20 protein-coding genes are annotated in these 19436 nt (G+C 68.1%); 9 read left to right on the forward strand and 11 right to left on the reverse strand.

The features are described 5' to 3' along the window. Positions 1–108 precede the first annotated feature (108 nt). Positions 109–2871, reverse strand: coding sequence for a Calx-beta domain-containing protein (locus ABZ004_RS26825; protein WP_355683820.1), 2763 nt, complete (start codon positions 2869–2871; stop codon positions 109–111). Positions 2872–3112: 241 nt separating this feature from the next. Further along, positions 3113–4060 carry an alpha/beta hydrolase gene (locus tag ABZ004_RS26830; RefSeq protein ID WP_355683821.1) on the reverse strand — a complete coding sequence of 316 codons (948 nt, stop codon included), beginning with the start codon at positions 4058–4060 and terminating at the stop codon, positions 3113–3115. A 41-nt stretch (positions 4061–4101) separates the two neighbouring features. Here ABZ004_RS26830 and ligD point away from each other — a divergent pair, with 41 nt between their 5' ends. From ligD to ABZ004_RS26855, 5 genes are all read left to right on the forward strand, one after another. Then, positions 4102–5022 (forward strand): non-homologous end-joining DNA ligase, encoded by a 921-nt coding sequence (ligD, locus tag ABZ004_RS26835; protein WP_355683822.1) that lies wholly within the window; start codon positions 4102–4104, stop codon positions 5020–5022. A gap of 51 nt (positions 5023–5073) precedes the next feature. After that, positions 5074–5280, forward strand: coding sequence for a hypothetical protein (locus ABZ004_RS26840; protein ID WP_355683823.1), 207 nt, complete (start codon positions 5074–5076; stop codon positions 5278–5280). 64 nt (positions 5281–5344) lie between these two features. Then, positions 5345–5974: a TetR/AcrR family transcriptional regulator gene (locus ABZ004_RS26845; RefSeq protein WP_355683824.1), complete on the forward strand. Its 630-nt coding sequence runs from the start codon at positions 5345–5347 to the stop codon at positions 5972–5974. Positions 5975–6121: 147 nt separating this feature from the next. Then, positions 6122–6349, forward strand: coding sequence for a DUF3107 domain-containing protein (locus ABZ004_RS26850; RefSeq protein WP_112244045.1), 228 nt, complete (start codon positions 6122–6124; stop codon positions 6347–6349). A gap of 227 nt (positions 6350–6576) precedes the next feature. After that, positions 6577–6855, forward strand: a complete 279-nt coding sequence (locus tag ABZ004_RS26855; RefSeq protein ID WP_355683825.1) for a GlsB/YeaQ/YmgE family stress response membrane protein — start codon at positions 6577–6579, stop codon at positions 6853–6855. Between the two features lie 67 nt (positions 6856–6922). On the opposite strand, the gene ABZ004_RS26860 is transcribed toward ABZ004_RS26855, so the two are convergent. The 3 genes from ABZ004_RS26860 to ABZ004_RS26870 form a co-directional block, all read right to left on the reverse strand. Further along, positions 6923–7333 (reverse strand): hypothetical protein, encoded by a 411-nt coding sequence (locus ABZ004_RS26860; RefSeq protein ID WP_355683826.1) that lies wholly within the window; start codon positions 7331–7333, stop codon positions 6923–6925. Beyond that, positions 7333–7971, reverse strand: a complete 639-nt coding sequence (locus tag ABZ004_RS26865) for a nucleotidyltransferase domain-containing protein (RefSeq protein WP_355683827.1) — start codon at positions 7969–7971, stop codon at positions 7333–7335. The genes ABZ004_RS26860 and ABZ004_RS26865 overlap by 1 nt, the downstream gene beginning before the upstream one ends. Before the next feature lie 127 nt (positions 7972–8098). Next, positions 8099–8782 carry a ferritin-like fold-containing protein gene (locus tag ABZ004_RS26870; RefSeq protein ID WP_355683828.1) on the reverse strand — a complete coding sequence of 228 codons (684 nt, stop codon included), beginning with the start codon at positions 8780–8782 and terminating at the stop codon, positions 8099–8101. Positions 8783–9107: 325 nt separating this feature from the next. On the opposite strand from ABZ004_RS26870, the gene ABZ004_RS26875 reads away from it, so the two are divergent. Together ABZ004_RS26875 and ABZ004_RS26880 are read left to right on the forward strand one after the other, a co-directional pair. Continuing rightward, positions 9108–11087, forward strand: a complete 1980-nt coding sequence (locus tag ABZ004_RS26875) for a DEAD/DEAH box helicase (RefSeq protein WP_355683829.1) — start codon at positions 9108–9110, stop codon at positions 11085–11087. A gap of 116 nt (positions 11088–11203) precedes the next feature. Further along, entirely contained in the window at positions 11204–12154 is a 951-nt protein-coding gene (locus ABZ004_RS26880) for a DUF4349 domain-containing protein (RefSeq protein ID WP_355683830.1), read from the forward strand. An 89-nt stretch (positions 12155–12243) separates the two neighbouring features. Here the strand turns inward: ABZ004_RS26880 and ABZ004_RS26885 are convergent, their stop codons facing one another. Beyond that, complete coding sequence (locus tag ABZ004_RS26885) at positions 12244–13002, reverse strand: AAA family ATPase (RefSeq protein ID WP_355683831.1); 759 nt, start codon at positions 13000–13002, stop codon at positions 12244–12246. Between the two features lie 118 nt (positions 13003–13120). Here ABZ004_RS26885 and ABZ004_RS26890 point away from each other — a divergent pair, with 118 nt between their 5' ends. Beyond that, positions 13121–13978 (forward strand): alpha/beta hydrolase, encoded by an 858-nt coding sequence (locus tag ABZ004_RS26890; RefSeq protein ID WP_355683832.1) that lies wholly within the window; start codon positions 13121–13123, stop codon positions 13976–13978. A 160-nt stretch (positions 13979–14138) separates the two neighbouring features. Then, on the forward strand, positions 14139–15158 hold the full coding sequence (locus tag ABZ004_RS26895; protein WP_355683833.1) for a helix-turn-helix domain-containing protein: 1020 nt from the start codon (positions 14139–14141) through the stop codon (positions 15156–15158). A 12-nt stretch (positions 15159–15170) separates the two neighbouring features. On the opposite strand, the gene ABZ004_RS26900 is transcribed toward ABZ004_RS26895, so the two are convergent. The 5 genes from ABZ004_RS26900 to ABZ004_RS26920 form a co-directional block, all read right to left on the reverse strand. Further along, positions 15171–16238: a hypothetical protein gene (locus ABZ004_RS26900; RefSeq protein WP_355683834.1), complete on the reverse strand. Its 1068-nt coding sequence runs from the start codon at positions 16236–16238 to the stop codon at positions 15171–15173. Beyond that, on the reverse strand, positions 16235–16741 hold the full coding sequence (locus tag ABZ004_RS26905; protein ID WP_355683835.1) for an RNA polymerase sigma factor: 507 nt from the start codon (positions 16739–16741) through the stop codon (positions 16235–16237). The genes ABZ004_RS26900 and ABZ004_RS26905 overlap by 4 nt, the downstream gene beginning before the upstream one ends. Positions 16742–16822: 81 nt before the next feature. After that, on the reverse strand, positions 16823–17788 hold the full coding sequence (locus ABZ004_RS26910) for an ATP-binding cassette domain-containing protein (RefSeq protein WP_355683836.1): 966 nt from the start codon (positions 17786–17788) through the stop codon (positions 16823–16825). 2 nt (positions 17789–17790) lie between these two features. After that, positions 17791–18606 carry an ABC transporter permease gene (locus ABZ004_RS26915; protein WP_355683837.1) on the reverse strand — a complete coding sequence of 272 codons (816 nt, stop codon included), beginning with the start codon at positions 18604–18606 and terminating at the stop codon, positions 17791–17793. Then, positions 18599–19396: an ABC-2 family transporter protein gene (locus ABZ004_RS26920; RefSeq protein ID WP_355683838.1), complete on the reverse strand. Its 798-nt coding sequence runs from the start codon at positions 19394–19396 to the stop codon at positions 18599–18601. Before ABZ004_RS26920 ends, ABZ004_RS26915 begins: the two co-directional genes overlap by 8 nt. Between the last annotated feature and the right edge of the window lie 40 nt (positions 19397–19436).

The following is a 19436-nucleotide window of genomic DNA, read 5'->3' on the forward strand; positions in this document are numbered from 1 at the left end:
GGGCACCGCGCGGCGCGCGTGCGGCGCGGTGCGCGCGTGCGTGCGGTGCGGTGCGGAAATGCAGCAGCCCCGGAGTGGGAGTCTTCGGGGCTGCTGGGTTGGGGGTGGTCAGTCGTTGTCGGTGATGGTGCCGGTGAGGTTGAGGGGGAGGTTGATTTCGCCGCCGCCGGCCTCGGTGAGATTGACGGTGAAGGTTTCCGGCGACTCTTTGAGCTTGTCGTCGAGGAGGGTGACCTCGAGTGTGCCGCTGGTCTGGCCGGGTTCGACCGAGCCGTCGATGTAGTCGACCGGTTGCGGCTCGCTGCCGTCGTCGTACGGGCTGCGGAAGTCCTTGCCGAGTACTGCGGTCCCGCTCTTCAGCGTGCCGGAGACGAAGACGTAGTTGTCACTCGGCGACGACAGCTTGATCGGGAACTTGATCGTGCCGGCGTTCTCGGCAGCAGTCCCCGGCCCGACCGTCATCGTCGGCGTCGGATCGTCGTCGACCACAATGCCGTCGCCGAACGACCGCGCCAGCAGCCCTTCCGTCGGCGCGGACAGCACCAGGCTGAACTCGGCATCGTCGCTGTCCCGCTTGTTGCCGGTGATCGTCACCGGGACCTTCTTCCGCGTCTCCCCCGGCTTGAACACCAGGTGCTCGGCGATCTCACTCACCGAACTGCTCAGGTTGCCGTTCGTCTCGGCGTACACGCTCACCGGACGCGGCGAAGGCCGAGACAGCGTCACCCAGAAGTTCACCGTCTTGCTGCCACTGTCGCCCTCGGGGATCTTCCCGATGCTCGACGCCGACAACTGCGGCAGCCGCGACGGCGCCGACCTCCCCAGATCCGGCTTCGAGAACGCCAGATCGCTCACGAACACGGATCCGGTAGCAGTCCGGTCGGTCCGCAGCTCGACCGCCCGTACGTCGCGTAGGTCGATCCCCTTCAGCGAGGAGACCGGGATCCGCACCGTGCGCAGCAGGTTCTTCGGCAGCCCGCTGTCGTTCGATCCGGGCATGCGCACCAGCGCGTCGCCCAGTGTCGATGCCGGGATCGAGACCGCGTGCCCCTTACCGTCCACGACCCGGATGCTCAGGTCCGTACGAGGCGCACCCGCCGGGTCCGGCGCCGCGCGGAACGAGAGGGCGGCGTACCGGCGTACGTCGCGCTGGGCCGCGGTCAGCGGCACCCGCACGACGCCGTTCTTGCCGGTCCAGGTCAGCTTGGTGACCGCGGTGGTCGGCGTCTTCGCCGCGAGGTAGGCCTCGACCCAATGCGGCGACTGCGAACCGTCCTCGCTCTTCACACACTTGGGCGTGGCAGCCGCCGCGCGACCGGCCGGCGCATCGACACCCGCACAAACAACTGCCTTGGCGCTTCCACTGACAGCTCCATAGGGCAGCGCCTTGTCGAAGTGGTTCAGATCCCGCCGGCTACCGGCAGGAGCCTGAGCAACAACCCGTACGACGGAGTTGCCCGCCGAGGCCGCCCTGCTGTTCGATCCGTCGAGCAGCCCGAAGAACTGCTTCTCGTGCCCGAGCTGCAACCGGAAGAAGCCTGCCACGTACGCCGTACCGACGGCCTGCTGCTGCTTCGGCGTCAACCGGCCCGCGTACTTCGCGCCGCACGGTGACGTCTTGTCGTTCGCGTCGCCGTACCAGTCGTCGTCCGATGGCGCCACGGACTGGCCCGGGGTCCACTCGGTGTTGAAGAAGTTGTGGTTCGCGCCGAGCACCGTCACGGTCGACCGCGGTGCGGTGTCGCCGTTCACGGAGTACCGGGTGTCGTCGTAGAACTTCTGCCCCTGCAGGTCGGAGACGTCGCCGTCGCAGTACGGCAGGATGACGCTCATCGCGACGCCGGGCAGCGTGGCCCGGGCGAAGTCGGTCGGCGCCAGCGGCAGCACCGCGCGGATCCCGTACTTCCCGCCCCGATCGGCATTCAGTACTGCGGCACGCGCGACGCCTTCGCCGCCCCGGGAGTGACCCATCAGGCCGACAGTGGTCAGGTCGACCTTGCCGACGAACTTCGATCCGAACGGGCCACCACCGAGCGTGGACCACTTCTTCCACAGGTCCAGATGGTCCAGGATCAGCTCGGCCCGCGCCTGCGCACCGGTGTCGACGACATCGCTGTCCCAGCCATTGATCGCGTTGGCACTGATCGAGACGACCTGGTAGCCGTTGCTCGCGAGCGCCTTGGCCGGACCGTCGTACCCCTGATAGCTCGGGATCGGCTTCTCGCCGGGCGCGCACGGCCACGGCTTGTCCGACGGCTCGGTCGCCTCGCCGTAACAGACCGAGTGCCGGCCGTGCAGGAAGATCACCAGCGGCCGCGCACCCGGCGCGCCCTTCGGCGCATAGACCTTGCCCCGTACTTCGGACTTGTGCTTCAGGCCGGGCAGATAGACAGCCTCGTCACCGAGGTTGTACTCCGAGGTCTCGACCGCATATTTGCCGGCGGCACCGGGATCCGCGGACAGTAGCGGACCCTTCGGCGCCTTCAGCCAATCGGCGTCGGTCGGGCCGGCCTTGGCCCGGCTGCGCTTGGTGTCCTTGGCATCAGTAATACCGTCGGTCGACCAGATGAGCTGGACGTCCTTGGCATTCGCCAGCGCCGGGTCGGAACTCACCACGGTGGCGGTTCGCTGATCCGGTGACGTCGTCGCGACGCCCACCGGCTTCCCGTCGATGGCGATCATCGGCAACGCGTCGCGCAGCGGCGCGGGCGCGTCCAGCCGCAGTTTCAGTTCGTAGCCCCCGGCAACTGGCTTCACCGACCAGTTCCGGCCCGGGGGTGGAGTGTTCTCGGCGTGAGCCTGGGTGGCGGGTCCGAGCAGTGCGCCGCCGAGCAGCACGACTGCAAGCCCCAGTCTTCCGAATACCCGCACAACGATCCTTTCGTCAGCAGACAGATCAAAGCCACTGACTCCTGGCACAGCTAGCGGGTTGTCGGATTCACGGAACCCGGCACAAGATCATCCCCCCGGATGACCTGGGCCTCACAAGTGGCTACCTGGGTAGGTGCCAACTCCCCCACCGAACTGTTAACAGGTCAGTCGCTGCCGACGATGCTGCCTTGTCTGCCGCCGCGCTTGCGCGCGATTGGATCGCAGGTTCGTTGCCAACTGATCACGCGACCAGCTGGCGGAACGCTTTCTCGACCAGTTCCGGATGCTCCATCTGGGCGACATGGCCGGACTGCGGCAGGTAGAGAAGTCGTGCGTTCGGGAACGCCCGCTGGGCCTTGGTCCGGATCCGTGCGTCGACCAGGCGGTCCTTGCCGCCGTAGATCAGCTGCACCGGGACTTGGATCTTGGCCGCGTCGGCCCAGAGCGAGCGGCGCGGCGGAGCGAGGTACGAGAGCAGGATGCTGCGGGCGCCGTCGAGGGTCGCCTGGGCTCCCCACGGCTGCTCGTCGCGCCGGTGCAGCTCATTCTCGTAGATGGTCCGGATCTCCGGCGGGAGCGCACGAGGATCGCCGAAAACCATCGACAGCCCGGCCTCCAGCCGCCGGTCGAACGGGATCCTCTTGGTCCGGTCCAGCACCGCCCTGCCCAGCCGTGGAGTGGCCAGTGCGGTGAACCAGACCGCGATCGCCGACGGCCGCGGATGCGGCAACGCCGGTGAGACCAAGGTCAGCGAAGCGACCCGATCCGGTCGGAGCGCCGCCAATGCGACCGCCGCCGCGCCACCCATCGAGTTACCGAACACGTGGGCCGGCTGGTCGAACTCCTGGTCCATCAGCTGCGCGAGCAAGGCCGCCTGCTGCCGGATCCCACCGATTCCCTGCAGCCGCGGCGTCTGCCCGAAACCGGGCAGGTCCGGCGCGAGACCGCGCACCGTGTCGTTGAGCAACAGCCCGAGTGCGGTCCAGTTCAGCGACGAGCCACCGAGTCCGTGGACGTACAAAGCCGGCGGCAGGTCCTTCGCCGCCCCCGGCGTGTCCCTGACCAGCAGCTCAACGCCCGCGACCGACACCCTGCGGGCCGGCCATTCCTGCGTCCCCAACGGCACCGAAGCGCCCTCGCTTGGCTCGGGGTTGGGGGTCGTGCCAGTTACTGCCCCGTAACCTTCCACGAAACCATAGTAGAACCGGTTGAGAATGGACACTGGGAAACATGGCAGAGACGCAGGTGACGACCGAGGTCGACGGTCAGACGATGAAGCTCACCAACCTCGGCAAGGTGCTCTATCCGCAGACCGGGTTCACCAAGGCCGAGGTGATCGACTATTACCACCAGGTGGCGCCGCTGCTCCTGCCACACCTGTCCGACCGCCCGCTGACCCGCAAGCGCTGGCCCGACGGGACCGGCGCGGCGTACTTCTTCGAGAAGAACGCACCCCGCGGTACGCCGGACTGGGTCCGCAGGGTGACACTGCCTACCCCTGGTAGTTCCACGGGGCGGGACGAGGCGGAGTTCGTGGTCGCGGACGACGTACCGACGATCGTCTGGCTCGCCAACCTGGCCGCGCTCGAGCTGCACGTTCCGCAGTGGCGGATCGGGTTGTCCGATGACGGGAAGACTCCCACCGCCGACCTGATCGTGTTCGACCTCGACCCGGGCCCCGGCGCGACCATCGTCGAGTGCTGCGACGTCGCCCTGGCATTGCGCGAACTGCTGAACCACTTCGGCCTCGAAGGGTGGCCGAAAACGTCCGGAAACAAGGGGATGCACCTCTACGTACCGATCGAGCCGGCGACGTCCCGTAGTACAAGCGCATTTGCCAAGCTGTTGGCGGAGCAGCTCGCCGAGGCGTTGCCGGAGAACGTGACGGCGACGATGACGAAGGCACTCCGGCCGGGCAAGGTGTTCATCGATTGGAGCCAGAACGCCGGCGCGAAGACCACGCTCGCGCCGTACTCGCTGCGCGGCGCCGACGAACCGCGGGTCTCGACACCCATCGACTGGGACGAAGTGGCCGCGGCGACCACAGTGGAAGAACTCACCTTCCTGCCTGCCGACGTGCTGGCCCGGATCGAGGAGTACGGCGACGTGCTGGACGGCCTGTACGACGATCCGCGGCCGTTGCCGTCTTAACCTTCACGACCTGGGTACCGGTCCACGCATTCCGTGAGAGGAGAGTCCTGGATGAGCAGCGATCCCGACGTACCGGACAGCATCGTCGAGGTGCCGGACGAGGCACCCGAGGCGGATGTCCTGGAGCAATACCAGCCGGCCGCTGGTCTGGAGGAACTGATCGACAGCGAGGCCGATCTGCCGGACGAGGCGGACCCGGCCGACGTCGACGAACAGCACCGAACGATCGGCGAAGCGGGCGAGGACGACTACCGCTAGGTAGGATTCGCTTCAACTACCCGGGGGCCACCGGCTTCCGGACCGCAACACCGAAGGAGCCGACGTGTCGACGACACCGGAGACTGCGCCCAAACGCGGCAGCCGCCTGCCGCGGCTGGCCCGCCGCGCGCAACTGCTCGAGGCGGCCCAGGAAGTCTTCGTCGCGAACGGCTACCACGCCGCCGCGATGGACGACATCGCCGACCGCGCCGGCGTCTCGAAGCCCGTCCTGTACCAGCACTTCCCCGGCAAACTGGATCTGTATCTGGCGTTGCTGGACAGCTCCTGCGAGGCGATCGTCGCGTCCGTCCGCGAGGCGCTGCGGTCGACCGAGGACAACAAGGAGCGGGTCGGCGCGACGATCCACGCCTTCTACGAGTACGTCGCGAACGCCCAGGGCGCGTTCCGGCTGGTGTTCGAGTCGGATCTGACCAACGAGCCGGCTGTGCGGGAGCGGGTCGACCGGGTGACGCACGCGTGCGCCGAGGCGTGTTCCGAGGTGATCAGCGCGGACGCGGGGCTGAACAAGGAACAGTCGATGGTGCTCGCCGTCAGCCTGGTCGGGATGGCACAGGTCAGCGCCCGCTACTGGCTGGCCGCCGACAACCCGACGCTGGCGCAGGAACAAGCCGCCGACCTGGTGGCCAGCCTGGCCTGGCGAGGCATCCGAGGCTTCCCCCGTACCGAGTCCTGACCCGTACTGCAGGCTGCCGCCTGCTCCCTTGGGAGCTGTTGGTGGTTCTGCTCTGGGCGGACTGGTGAGAGCTGGGGTCCGGCAACGGATAGGCTCGAATCGGGTACCGGCGAGAGCCGCCGGTCGGAACGCGCCCGGGAGGGTTTCGTGGAGGTCAAGATCGGCGTCCAGCACGCCAATCGCGAATTGGTACTGGAAAGCGAACTGAGCCCGGCCGAGGTCGAGCAGGTCGTGGCGGACGCGTTCAGCGGTAAGAGCAACCTGTTGTCCCTGACCGACGAGAAGGGCCGCAAACTGCTGGTCCCGGCGGACCGGCTCGCCTATGTCGAGATCGGTGAGGTCTCCAGCCGCAAGGTCGGCTTCGGCGCCATCTGAGCGCCTGCACCACGCAGTACGGACGCAGTCTCAGCCCCGTCCCAGAGCCGGCCACGACGGCCGGCTTCGGGGTCGGGTTCGCAACGGTTGAGGCTCAGCCGCGTGTCCCGGTTGCAGAGGGCGACGATCCGAGGACGATGAGGAGTAGACCTGCGGGTCTGGTGGACTGACCGTTTAAGGCAGGGCACCAGGATGGCTGCAGGTCAGTCATCCCTCTAGGAGGAACCGTGTACTGGGTCTGGATGCTCATCGTCAGCCTGATCGCAGGCATCATCTTCGGGCCGCTTGCCCGGCTCATTCTGCCCGGCAAGCAGAACATCAGCCTCGGCTGGACCATCCTCGGTGGCGGCATCGGTGCCTTCATCGGCGGCCTGATCGCCAAGGCGCTCGGCGTCAAAGACACCAGCGGACCGGACTGGACGCAGTACCTGATCCAGGTCATCTGCGCCGTCATCGTGGTCGCCGTCATCGCCGGCTACCAGAGCCGCTCAAGATCAACCGTCTAACCAACCTCACCCCAGCGGCCGCCACCCCTCCCCGGGGCAGGCGGCCGCTCTGCATGTACGCCGTACGCTAGGTCAACAACTTCGTGGCTCCATCGACGAGCGTGCTTGCATTGCGGAACGCCGCCTTCGCCTGTGCAGCGCTCACAAACACCATGCCGTAGTGCGCTCCATCTTTGACGTCGAGCAGGCGACCCAGGGCACGCGCGAGAGATTTTCCATCGGGACCGGCTTGCTCGACCAGCTGGATCGCCTGGCGATGATCCTGCCCTCTCGACCTGCGACCCAGGGTGGCACCGCAGGCCGCATCTGCAGCAGCGATGCCGGCAAGTACAGCCAGGGCAGCGACCACGTTGTCGCTCGCGAGTTCATCTTCCTCGAGGCCGATCAGGTCAGCAGCGTCCAGGAATGCCCTGGCCTGGCTCAGCCGGATGCGGGCCTGGCCCGCGCCACAATCCTCAGTCCGTCCACTTGGCCGCATCAATCGTCAGGTCCCCCATGCATGAGTCGGTTTCGGAGCTGTCGGAAGTCCTGTCCGTAGACGGTGACGCAGTCGCGGAGCCAGTCATTGACGATTGACTCGTTGGCCGCGAAATGAGCAAGAAGCTCGGTCCGGCTGACGTCATAGACCTGGAGGTGGTTTCCTGTCCATCGATGAACCCGCTCAGCTAGCGAGCTGAGTTGCTGCTCCCACTGCGGATGGATTTCATCGACCTGGCGCACGACAAGAAGATCGATGTCGCTGTCCAGCCCGCCGTCTCCTCGCGCCACCGAGCCGAACAAGCTTGCCGTCAGTGGCTTCCCGATCCACTCAACGTCGATCGCATCTCGCATGTGTTCGATCAACTTGCCGCGAAGATTCAGCAGCTCGATCACGGCATCAGCAGCTAGATGCTCTCGATTGAGAAGGTACTGCGTACTGGCGCCAACCTCGGTGGCATTTACCAGCCCTGTGGACGAAAGTCTGCGCAGCACCTTGCGCGTGCCGCTCTCACTACCGGAGGACGCCAATTGCTGGATCTGCCGACCAGTCAACGGTCGCGTTGTGCGAGCCAGAACCGCGAGCACCGGCCCATCCAGGCTGGGAACCACTGTGCTCACCGGTCGCGACAGATCCATCCCAACACTATAGTGCCGATATCCGCACTATAGTACCCATGTCAGCACTATAGTGCGGATGGCGAGTACCCGGAAATTCCCAAGACGGGTACGGGGAGCCGCGACGTACGAGATCCCGAAGGTGGGGTCAGGCTTGGAGGCCTAGGGCTGTCATTCGGGCGGTGTGGGCTTCGGTGAGGCGGGTGAACATCCGGCCGATGGCGGCCAGGTCGAGGCCGGGGCGGTCTACGGAGCCGGCCAGGAGGGCTGCTAGGGGGTCTCGGTCGGCGGCTATTCGTTGGGCCTGGCTCAGGGCCTCGCCGACCAGGCGGCGGCCCCAGAGGGCCAGGCGGCCGCCTAGTTTGGGGTCTTCCTCGATGGCGGCGCGGACCCGGTCGACGACGAACTCGGCCTGGCCGGAGTCGGCGAAGACCTCCAGCACCAGGGCGCGGGTCTCGGCGTCGACGTACGCCGCGACCTCGCGGTAGAAGTCGTTCGCGAGACCGTCGCCGACGTACGCCTTGACCAGGCCCTCGAGCCAGTCCGACGGCGCGGTGTGGTCGTGGAACGCGTCCAGCGGGGTGACGAACGGCTGCATCGCGTCCATCGGGTCCACGCCGAGCGCGACCAGCCGGTCCCGGAGCTGGACGAAGTGCCCGAACTCGGTGGTCGCCAGCTGGGCCAGCTGGGCCTTGTCGTCGAGCGTCGGCGCGAGCTTCGCGTCCTCGGCGATCCGCTCGAACGCCGTCAGTTCGCCGTACGCCAGCACGCCCAGCAGATCCACCGCCGCGGCCCGGTAGGCGGGATCATCAAAGGCCGTCAGTTCGGTCATGACCCGCACCATATCGGGACAGCGGCGCCGGAGGCGGAATGTGCGCGGGCGGCCGTGGCGGGTATTCCCGCTACACTGGGGGGTGTTTCGCCGGTGACGCGCCCAGATGGGCAGCTGGTGCGAGCCGCTTGCACAGTGTCCCGCGCCGTGAAATTCGAGGGTGGATCGAGTCGATCCGCCCCTGGCGCCCGGCCCTGCTGCAACTGTCCGTACAAGCATGTGAGAGGCGATCAGCCTGACCACCTTCCGAGAGCTCGGCGTCCTGCCCGAGATCTGCGACGCGCTCGATCGCGTCAACATCGTGGAGCCCTTTCCGATCCAGGAGATGACGCTTCCCATCGCACTGATGGGGACCGACCTGATCGGCCAGGCCCGAACCGGTACCGGTAAGACCCTCGGGTTCGGTATCCCGCTGCTGCAGCGCACCATCTCCCCCGGCGAAGCCGACTACGAGGAGCTGGCCGCGCCCGGCAAGCCGCAAGCGCTGGTCGTCACCCCGACCCGCGAGCTGACCATCCAGGTCGCCAAGGACCTCGTCACCGCATCGACCGTGCGGACCGTCCGGGTTCTCACCATCTACGGCGGTGTCGCCTACGACCCGCAACTGGACGCGCTCAAGGCCGGTGTCGACGTCGTCGTCGGTACGCCGGGGCGCCTGCTCGACCTCGCCAACCGCGGCGTGCTCGACCTGTCGCACATCAAGGTGCTCGTCCTGGACGAGGCCGACGAGATGCTCGACCTCGGCTTCCTGCCCGACGTCGAACGCATCCTGCGCAAGACCCCCGAGCTGCGCCAGACGATGTTGTTCTCGGCAACCATGCCGTCCGCGGTCATCACCTTGGCCCGGACGCACATGCGGCACCCGCTGAACATCCGGGCCGAGTCGCACGACGACTCGCAGATGGTGCCGGCCACCGCGCAGTTCGTCTACCGCGCGCACGACCTGGACAAGCCCGAGGTGGTCGCCCGCATCCTGCAGGCCGACGACCGCGGCCGGGTGATGATCTTCTGCCGGACCAAGCGCGAGGCGTCCCGGCTGACCGACGACCTGATCGACCGCGGCTTCAAGGCGGCGGCGATCCACGGCGACCTGAACCAGCAGGCCCGTGAGCGCGCGCTGACCAGGTTCCGTGGGGACAAGGTCGACGTCCTCGTCTGCACCGATGTCGCTGCCCGCGGCATCGATGTCGAGGGCGTCACGCACGTCATCAACAACACCTGCCCGGAGGACGAGAAGGCGTACGTGCACCGGATCGGCCGCACCGGCCGGGCCGGCGCGAGCGGGATCGCCGTCACGTTCGTCGACTGGCCGGACATCGTCCGCTGGAAGACGATCAACAAGGCACTCGACCTTCCGTACGACGAACCGCAGGAGATCTACTCCACGTCACCGGAGCTGTACCACGACCTCGGCATCCCGACCGAGGCGAAGGGCCGGATCAAGCCGGCCCGCCCGGCCGAGGAACGCGCTCCCCGGGAACGCCCGGCCCGCCGGCACGAAGGTGACGGCCGTGGTTCGCGCGGCGAGGACGCCCGTGGTGGGCGCGGTGAGCACGTGCGGAGCGAGCCGTCCCGCGGTGAGCACAAGAGCGACGGTGAGTCCGGCCAGCGGTCGACCCGCAAGCGCAACAGCCGCAACCGTCGGCGGACGCGCAGTGGGCGGGTCGTCGAGGGCGAGGCCGCGGCGACGCAGCCGAAGTCCGAGGACGACGTCACCGCGAAGACCGAGGTGCCGCCGACCGTCGAGTCCTCGACCCAGGCCGCCGAGGTCGCCCGCAAATCCCGCCAACGCACCCGCCGCCGTACGACGAACGCGTCCGAGGCAGCCACCACCGAGGCCCCCGCCTCCGAGGTCGCCGAGGCGAAGATCGCTGAGCCCAAGGTCGAGTCCGTCGAAGCTCCGGTCGAGGAACAAGCACCGGCACGGAAGCGGACCCGCAAGCGCGCCACAGCGAGCCCAGCTGCGGAGTCGACCGAAACAACGCCGCAGGTCAGTGAAGTGCCAGCAGTAGCCGAGGAGGCCCCGAAGGCTCCCCGGACCCGGAAGCGCGCCACCAAGGCCGTCGCTGAGGTCAGCGAAGATGCTCCGGTGAAGGCGCCTCGGAAGCGGGCGGCTAAGGCTAGTGCTGAGGGTAAGCCGCAGGTTGAGGTGGCTGCTGAGAAGGCGGCTGATGAGGTGCCGGTCAAGAAGGCGACTCGGAAGCGGGCTGTGAAGAAGGCGGCTGAGGTGCCTGTCGCCGAGGAGAAGCCGAAGCGGGCCAAGAAGGCCTCGGCGGTCCTCCCCACGTTCACCGCACCGGAGTAAGCAGTACGAAAGCGAGACCGGTTCGTGGCTGAACGGTGACCGGTCTCGCGCAACGAACGCCGCCTTCCCACCCGTCCTAGGTCAGACATTGATCCATGGCGGGAAAGGGTGGGGCGATGACGAGGACTCGTTGGACGGCCGCGGTAGCAGGAGTGATCCTGGCCGCGGCCGTAGTGCTGTCCGGCTGCAGCGCCGGCGGCGACAGCAGCAGCTCCGGCGGCAGCGGCACGGGCGATGCCGCGGTGGCACCCGAACAAAAACAAGGTGCCGCGGCAACGGACGGCAAGGCGCCGACCGACTCGAAAGCGGGCGGTACGGCGAACAACCAGCCGACGGTGACCCGGGCGATCATCAAGACCGGTTCGCTCAGCGTCGAGACGGCGGACGTGGATGCCCAACGGCAGAAGGCGATCGGCATCGTCACGGCGCTGGACGGCCTGGTCACGAACGAGAATTCCGGCAGCGACAGCGACGGCCGGATCACCCGGTCGAGTCTGACGCTGAAGGTACCGACCGCGCAGTACGAGATCGCGATCCAGCGGCTGTCCGGACTGGGGAAGCGGACCGCGATCCAGCAGGAGTCCACCGACGCGACCGAGTCCGTGGTCGATGTCGCCAGCCGGATCTCCTCGCAGAAGGCCAGCCTGGACCGGATGCGCGCGCTGCTCGCGAAGGCGACCACGATCGGCGAGATCGTCTCGGTCGAGTCCGAGCTGACCCGGCGCGAGGCCGACCTCGAATCCTTGCTGGCCAAGCAGAAGGCGCTCGCCGGCCAGACCGAACTCGCGACGCTCAACCTCACCATGACCGAACCCGGCAAGGCCCCACCGGCACCGAAGAAGGACGAGACCGGCTTCGTCGGCGGCCTGAAGGACGGCTGGAAGGCGTTCGCGGCAACCGTCACCGTCCTGCTGACGATGCTCGGCGCGCTGCTACCGTTCCTGATCGCCTTCGCCCTGATCGGCATCCCGCTCTGGCGCTTCCGCCACCGCCTCCGCAGGACGCCGGCCGCGGCTCCAGCTGGTGGATCCACCTCATTGCCGCCGTACCCGGACAAGAACAGCTAGTGTCCTGAGTCGGAGGGTCGTGCTTCAGCTCCGGTGGTGAGGTGCGTGCCTGGGCGCCGGAGATGTGCACGAACTTCCGACTCAGGACACTAGAGCAGGTTGGCGGCGACCTTGCGGTAGGCGTCGGCGCCGGCGGTGCGGGAGGCGGTCGAGAGGATCGTCCGGCCGATCGCCGGCGCCTCGGCGAAGCGGATCGACTTCGGGATCGGCGGCCCCAGCACGATCAGCGAGTACGTCTCGGCGATCGTGTCGAGGACGGCCCGAGCGTGCGTCGTACGGCCGTCGTACAGCGTTGGCAGTACGCCGAGGATCTCCAGACCGGGGTTGGTCAGCTGCTGGACATCGTGGATCGTGTCGAGCAACTGGCCGACCCCGCGATGCGCCAGAGTCTCGCACTGCAAGGGAATCAGTACGTCGGACGCCGCCGACAACCCGTTCACGGTGAGCAGCCCGAGGGTCGGCGGGCAGTCGATCAGGATCCAGTCGTACGCCGTACGCAGCGGCCGTAGCGCCGTACGGACCATCTGCTCCGGTCCGCTCTCGGCCGCCAGCCGGACGTCGGCCGTCGCCAGCTCGATCGTGGCCGGTAAGAGGTCCGGACCCTCGTCGGTGCCGACCAATACGTCGCGTGCTTTCACCCCACCGAGCAACACGTGATGGATGGATTTGTCCAGGTCTTCGGGATCGATGCCGAGCGAGAACGTCAGGCAGGCCTGGGGATCGAGGTCGACCAGCAGCACGCGCTGACCGAGTTCCACCAGGGCAGCTCCGAGTGAGGCAACCGTGGTCGTCTTGGCCACGCCGCCCTTCTGGTTGGCAACCGCGAGTGTGCGAGGCACGCCCGTCATTGTGCCGCACCACGGAACGCCCCGTACCGCACCCCGGCGATTGCTTGCGTCCGAAGAAGCGGAGGGACGTCCCGTCCACTTCTTCGGACGCAACGCGGGACCGGATACGGTTGGGTTCGTGAGTACTCCGCGCACGCTGACGTTGCCCGACGGGGTGCACCCCGCGACCCTCGAGACCGACCGTGGCAGCTTCGCCACGCTGCAGGCCAAGCCGGATGTCGGTACGCCGCTCGGCACGGTCCTGCTGGTCCCGGGCTGGACCGGCAGCAAGGAAGATTTCACCCCCCTGGTGCACCACCTCGCGCGGTACGGGTGGATCACCGTGGCAGTGGACCAACGCGGGCAGTACGAAACACCCGGGCCGGCCGACGCTTCGGCGTACGGGCTGGCCGAGTTCGGCGCGGACGTGGTCGCGATGAGCCGGGCGCTCGGTGGGTACAGCCAGCTGGTCGGGCACTCGTTCGGCGGCCTGGTCGCACGCGAGGCGGTGCTGACCGACCCGAGCGTCTTCTCCACCATCACGCTGCTGTGCTCGGGCCCGGCCGCCTTCAGCGACGAGGTGAAGCGGCAGGGGCTGCAGATGCTCGCGTTCGGTCTGGAGAACCTGCCGATCGAGCAGGTCTACGACCTGAAGCTGGAGCACGACAGCAACGACCCGGCGTACGTCGCGCCGGCCGAAGAGGTCGCCGCATTCCTGCGGAAGCGGTTCACCGGCAACACACCGATCAGCCTCGCGGAGATCACCAAGCGGCTGCTGGACACCGACGACCGGACCGACCAGCTGGCGAAGTCCGGCGTCCGCGCCCAGGTCGTCTACGGCGAAACCGACGACGGCTGGCCGCAGGAAGTCCAGGACGCGATGGCCGAGGCCCTCGGTGTCCACGCGCAGGTGATCGCGGACGCCGGCCACTCCCCCGCGATCGACCAGCCGGCCGCGACCGCCCGCGTACTGGTCGACTTCTTCCACCAACGCTGACCTGCCGTCTGGCTGCCGCGGCCTGCCGTCCGGCTGCCGTCAACCCTTTCGGCGGGCACCAAAAGGGCCTGTCCGCCGCTCTATTGTGGTCTGTACCGACCCCCGGGGTGACCTATTTTGGTCTAGACAAGAATTCCCCGAGCGGAGGGTGGCCACCCCGATGACGGTGCAATCCGCGGCGGACGGCGTCGCACCGCAGACCCACAGTCCCCGGCACACCGAGCTCGTCCTGGGTGATCTCGACCGGGTCCGGATCGCGGTCGCCCCGGCGCCGACAGCCAGCCTGATCTCGATCGTCGTCGATGCGCTCGGCGGTCCCCGGCAGGGCATCGCGCCGGACTGGATCCGGACCGTACGCCGGGCGCTGCCGGCCGACGCCGCCCAGGCCGTGACCCCGATGTTCGACCGCACCCGGGCCCTGCTGCCCGCCTGCCTGACGCCGCTGGGAATCGACGGCTCCCCCGTCGAGGACCAGCTCACCCGGGTCGCCGACCTGTCTCCGGACGAGCTGAGCGAAGGCGTCGAGATGCTGGCACCGGGCGAGCCGCCGGCGCCGTGGCGAGGCGCGCTGCGCCGGCCGAGGCAATGGACCAACCTGTATGTGAAGGTGCTGACCGCTGCCTGGAAGGCGTACAGCCCGATCTGGCAGCAGTCCACCGCCCTCCGGACCCGCGAGGCCGAGCGGATCGGCGCAGCCGTGGTCACCGGCGGCCTGGACGTGCTGCTGTCCAACCTGAGCAGCAGAGTCCGGTACGCCGACCAGACGCTCTACCTCTCCGACCGGCACCCGTATCGCGTCGAACTCTCCGATCGCCCGCTGGTCCTGGTGCCGCTGGTGTCCGGGTCGGCCGCGTCCGTGTTCAACCTCGACGAGCCGGATCGGGCCTGGCTCGGGTACCCGGTGCCGGGGCTGGACCGGCTCGGGGCAGGACCGGTCGCGGCGGCCGCCGACAGCCTGAGCCTGTTGCTCGGGCCGATCCGGGCCGCGATCCTGCGGGCACTGGATCGGCCGAGCAGCATGGGCGGGGTGGCCGAGCAACTGGATGCGGGGCCGAGCACCGCGACGTACCACTGCACTCAGCTGGCGTCAGCCGGTCTGGTGGTCCGGCGACGCGTCGGCCGCGAGGTGCGCATCCAGCGCACACCCCGCGGCGATGCCTTGGTCGACCTACTCAGCTGACCGATTCGGTGCTCAGGTTGCCGGACGGATGACCGGTTCGATGTTCAGGTTGTCCAGGCCCAGCGGTTCGAGGGCGGTGACCGCCTTGTCGTCGAGGACGACCAGGTCGACGTTGACCGGGTGGTCGCCGACGCCGCCGCCGTAGCTGAGCGGCTTCAGGACGGAGGCCGGGATAGCGGCGAGCTGATTGCGGAGCTTCTCGATCTCCGACTTGCTGAGCTTGACCTGCCGCACGCACAGGTTGCCCTTGACCAGCGGCGCGACCAACTGCCGGATCTGGGCGAGATCACCGTGGGCCACGCCGATCATCAGCACGCTCGGGCCGGTCGGGGTGCCGTTGCCGGCCGGGATCCCGTTCGGCCAGCCGATCGAGATCTCCTGCAGCTGGCTGGGACGCGCGTCGACGAAGGCCGCGACCGCCGCGGTGACCAGGTCGTTGGTCTCGCCCGGCTTCCAGCCGCCGGCCGGCGGGGCGCACGGCACCTTGCCGAGGTCGATCGGCTTGTTCACGACCGGGCCCTGCTTGTCGACGGCGATCTTCCCGTCGGTCCAGATCCCTTCCAGGTGGGCGAATCCGGACTGCACGCCCTGGACCGTGGTCAGCTGGGGCAACTTGTCGACGACCACGCCGGTCACGGTGATTTCGGCACCCTGCGCACACTTCGGCGCCTTCGGACCTTCGCCGACGATCGCCGGGAGATCCGTGGCGACGGGGATGCAGTAGACGACGGGCTTGCCAGGGGCTGCGATGACCTGGCCGTCGACCTGGACCCGGTCGCCGTTGCGCACCTGCAACGGATGCTTCTTGGCTGTGGCCGGGGAGCTCAACGCCCCGAAACCCTGGGACTGCTTGCCCTGGGCAACCGTCGGGGCGTGGTCGTCCCTGTCCGGCAGGACGACGAGCGCGGCCGTGGCGATCACGGCGACGCTGGCGGCGGCGAGCGCCGGGACCAGCCAGCGGCGCGGCTTCTTCGGCCGGAGGATCCGGTCCAGGTCGGGTTCGGGCGGGGACGGCTGACCGGACCGCCAGCGGGCGCCGGCCTCCGTCAGCAGGTCGTCGACCTCGTCGGTCGGGCTCATTCGCTGACCTCCAGCAAGGAGCGCAGGCGGGCCCGCGCATCGGAAAGAGTTGATTTGACGGTGCCTTCGGAGCAACCCATCACGGCTGCCGTGTCAGTGATCGACAGGTCAGCGAAGTAGTAACAGTCCACGGCGAGCCGCTGGCGGGCCGACAACGTGGTGAGCGCTTCGGCCACGTCCACCCGCCCTTCCACGTCCTGGCGATCCTCGGGTTCGTCGTGGTCGTCGAGCTCGGCGACCGGGCGCAGCTTGCGGGCCGCCTTGCGTGCCTGGTCCGCGGTGATCGCCAGCAACCACGACGACGCCGTACCGCGGGAGTCGTCGAACTGGTCGCGTTTCAGCCACGCCCGGGCCAGTGACTCCTGCACGATGTCGTCGCGGTCCGCGCCCACCGCGAGCCGCGCGGCGACCCTGGCCATCGCGGCCAGGTGCGGTCGCACCCAGTCGACGAAGGCCGGCCCGTCCGCGGGGGGAGCCGTCGCACCTGTCCGCTGATCCGTCATCGTCGACACACCCTGTCTACCCCCAGACCGACCGGACCGGTTGGGTCCCACCACCACATCAACGAGAACACGACCAGCAGGTCATGCGCCTGCCGAGGGACTCGGAGCCAGGTAGAGGCGGGCGATGATGGACTCGATGTCGGGTTCGGCGACCGAGAGGTCGACCAGGGGGTAGGCGGCGGCGATCTGGGCGACCAGGGGTGCGGCCGAGCTGGTGGTGGGGAAGGAAAGGTACTGGCGGGGCCCGTCGACCTTGGTGACGGTGGCGCCGTCGACCGTGATGGGTGGCAGCGACGAGGCGAGGTCGACCACCAGCGTGCGCGGCGCCGACTGGCTCGCGCGGAGACCGGACAGGGTGCCGTCGTACACCTGGCGCCCGTGGTCGATCACCATCACCCGCGAGCAGAGCGCCTCGATGTCGTCGAGGTCGTGGGTGGTCAGGATGATCGTCGTACCGCGGTCCTTGTTGACCTGGGCAAGGAATTCGCGCAACCGGGCCTTGCTGATGATGTCGAGCCCGATCGTCGGTTCGTCCAGGTAGACGATCTCCGGGTCGTGCAGCAGCGCGGCCGCGATGTCGCCGCGCATCCGCTGCCCGAGCGACAACTGCCGGACCGGTACGTCGAGCAGGTCGCCGAGGTCGAGCAGTTCGACGAAGGTGGCCAGGTTCTGCGCATGCCGGTCCTTCGGTACGCCGTACATCTTCTGCAGCACCGCGAACGAGTCCTTCAGCGGCAGGTCCCACCACAGCGTGGTCCGCTGGCCGAAGACGACGCCGATCCGCTTGGCCAGCTTCATCCGGTTCCGCGACGGGTCCACGCCGGCCACCCGGATCGAGCCGCCGGTCGGCACCAGGATGCCGGTCAGCATCTTGATCGTGGTGGACTTGCCGGCCCCGTTCGGGCCGATGTAGCCCATCACCTCGCCGGGTTCGACGGTGAACGACAGTCCGTCCACCGCACGGACCTCACGCCGGGTCCGCCGCAGCCCGGTCCGGCTCGACACCGTGAAGGCGCGGGACACGTTCTGGAGTTCGATGACGCTCACATTCAGCTCCCAGTACTTCGATAGCGACGCAGGCCACCGCGCCAGGCGAGCGCCGCCAGCGCGATCATGACGACGGCGACGGCCGGCGCGAGCAGGCCGATCCAGGCCGGCAGCCCGAGCGGCGCCGGCTTGCCCAGCACGTACAGCACCGGGTAGTAGTTGACGAAGGCCAGCGGGACCACGAAGGTGACCGCCCGGACGATGTTCCTGCCGAAGATCGACAGCGGGTACTGGGTGAGCTGCTGACCGCCGTAGGTGAAGGAATTGGCCAGCTCGGCCGAGTCGATCGAGACGAACTGGAAGGCGGCACCGAGCACGAAGATCGCCGCGAAGATGATCGACCCGCTGATCAGCGAGATCGCCAGCAGCCCCACCTTCGGCACCGTCCAGCCGATCTGAAGATTGCCGAGGGCAACCACCATCACCAGCAGCGCCTGCAGCGGACGGCCGAGCCGGCGCAGGGCGAAGTTGTCCGTGACGGCCTGCAGGAAGGCCGGCACCGGGCGGATCAGCCAGACGTCGAGATCGCCACCGCGGATCCGCTGCCCGATCCGCTCGATCGAACCGGTGAACAGGTCGGCCAGGCCGAGTGTCATCGACGCCGTGCCGTAGAGCAACGCCATCTCGGCCAGGCTGAATCCGCCGAAGGACTTGATGTGACTGAACATCAGCAGCACGGCGATGAAGTCGGTCCCGGTGATCAGCGCCTGGCTCACCAGCATCAACACGAACGACGCCGGGTACGCCAGCGACGACCGGATCCACATCGTCACCAGCATCCAGTACTGCGCGGGCGCGCGTCGCAGCAACTCAACCACCGGCGATCACCACCTTCCGGGTCGCCAGCACGGTCACCAGGCGACCGACCAGGAACAGCACCACGATCCAGAACAGCTGGAACAGCAGCGCGGACGTGATGCCGCCCGGGTTGCGGTCCAGCCAGACGTCGATCGGCACCTGCAGCGTCGCCGCCCACGGAGTCGCCCGGGCGACCTCACCGATCCAGCCCGGGAACACCACCAGCGGCAGGATCGTGCCGGAGAAGAACAGCGACAGCACCATCGCCAGGCCCTCCAGCCCGCGGGAGTCGGTGATCCAGAAACCCGACAGCGCGACCAGGTACCGGACGCCGAAACTCACCAGGATGCCGAACGCCAGCGTGACGAAGACCGCCAGCCATTGGATCGCCGACGACGGGAAGTTCAGGTCGAACACCAGCGCTCCGACCAGCAACGGCGCGCCACCACGGGTCAGCAGCTGGAACCAGGCCCGGCCCGCGTCGACCGACAGCCACCAGATCATCAGGTGGGTCGGCCGGTACAGGTCGACCGCGATCTCGCCGGTCCGGACCCGCTCGCCGAGTTCCATCGTGGTGGTGGCGCCGAAGATCCCGATCGGCGCCAGCAGCCCCTGCTGCAGCCAGACGAAGGTGAGCGCGTCCGACACGTCGTACCCGCCGAGTCCCGGGGAGGTGTGCCACAGGGTCAGATAGACCCCACAGAAGATGAAACCGAACACGGTATTGGTGAACGCACCGGACACGGTGGCGATCCGGTAGGTCGAGAACCGCCTGAACGACCGCACCGCGATCGCCCAATAGACCCCCACGCCGTACCTCCTCTCTACTCCGAGGTGGTGTCCGGCAGCC

This window comes from Kribbella sp. NPDC006257, from assembly GCF_040613535.1.
Lineage (GTDB): Bacteria > Actinomycetota > Actinomycetes > Propionibacteriales > Kribbellaceae > Kribbella.

Excerpts from the sequence above, each read along its gene's own strand:
- ligD (WP_355683822.1), top strand. The coding sequence starts at position 4,102 with ATGGCAGAGACGCAGGTGACGACCGAGGTCGACGGTCAGACGATGAAG.
- ABZ004_RS26840 (WP_355683823.1), top strand. The coding sequence starts at position 5,074 with ATGAGCAGCGATCCCGACGTACCGGACAGCATCGTCGAGGTGCCGGAC.
- ABZ004_RS26860 (WP_355683826.1), bottom strand. The coding sequence starts at position 7,333 with ATGCGGCCAAGTGGACGGACTGAGGATTGTGGCGCGGGCCAGGCCCGC.
- ABZ004_RS26865 (WP_355683827.1), bottom strand. The coding sequence starts at position 7,971 with ATGGATCTGTCGCGACCGGTGAGCACAGTGGTTCCCAGCCTGGATGGG.
- ABZ004_RS26870 (WP_355683828.1), bottom strand. The coding sequence starts at position 8,782 with ATGACCGAACTGACGGCCTTTGATGATCCCGCCTACCGGGCCGCGGCG.
- ABZ004_RS26875 (WP_355683829.1), top strand. The coding sequence starts at position 9,108 with ATGACGCTTCCCATCGCACTGATGGGGACCGACCTGATCGGCCAGGCC.
- ABZ004_RS26880 (WP_355683830.1), top strand. The coding sequence starts at position 11,204 with ATGACGAGGACTCGTTGGACGGCCGCGGTAGCAGGAGTGATCCTGGCC.
- ABZ004_RS26885 (WP_355683831.1), bottom strand. The coding sequence starts at position 13,002 with ATGACGGGCGTGCCTCGCACACTCGCGGTTGCCAACCAGAAGGGCGGC.
- ABZ004_RS26895 (WP_355683833.1), top strand. The coding sequence starts at position 14,139 with ATGACGGTGCAATCCGCGGCGGACGGCGTCGCACCGCAGACCCACAGT.
- ABZ004_RS26900 (WP_355683834.1), bottom strand. The coding sequence starts at position 16,238 with ATGAGCCCGACCGACGAGGTCGACGACCTGCTGACGGAGGCCGGCGCC.
- ABZ004_RS26905 (WP_355683835.1), bottom strand. The coding sequence starts at position 16,741 with ATGACGGATCAGCGGACAGGTGCGACGGCTCCCCCCGCGGACGGGCCG.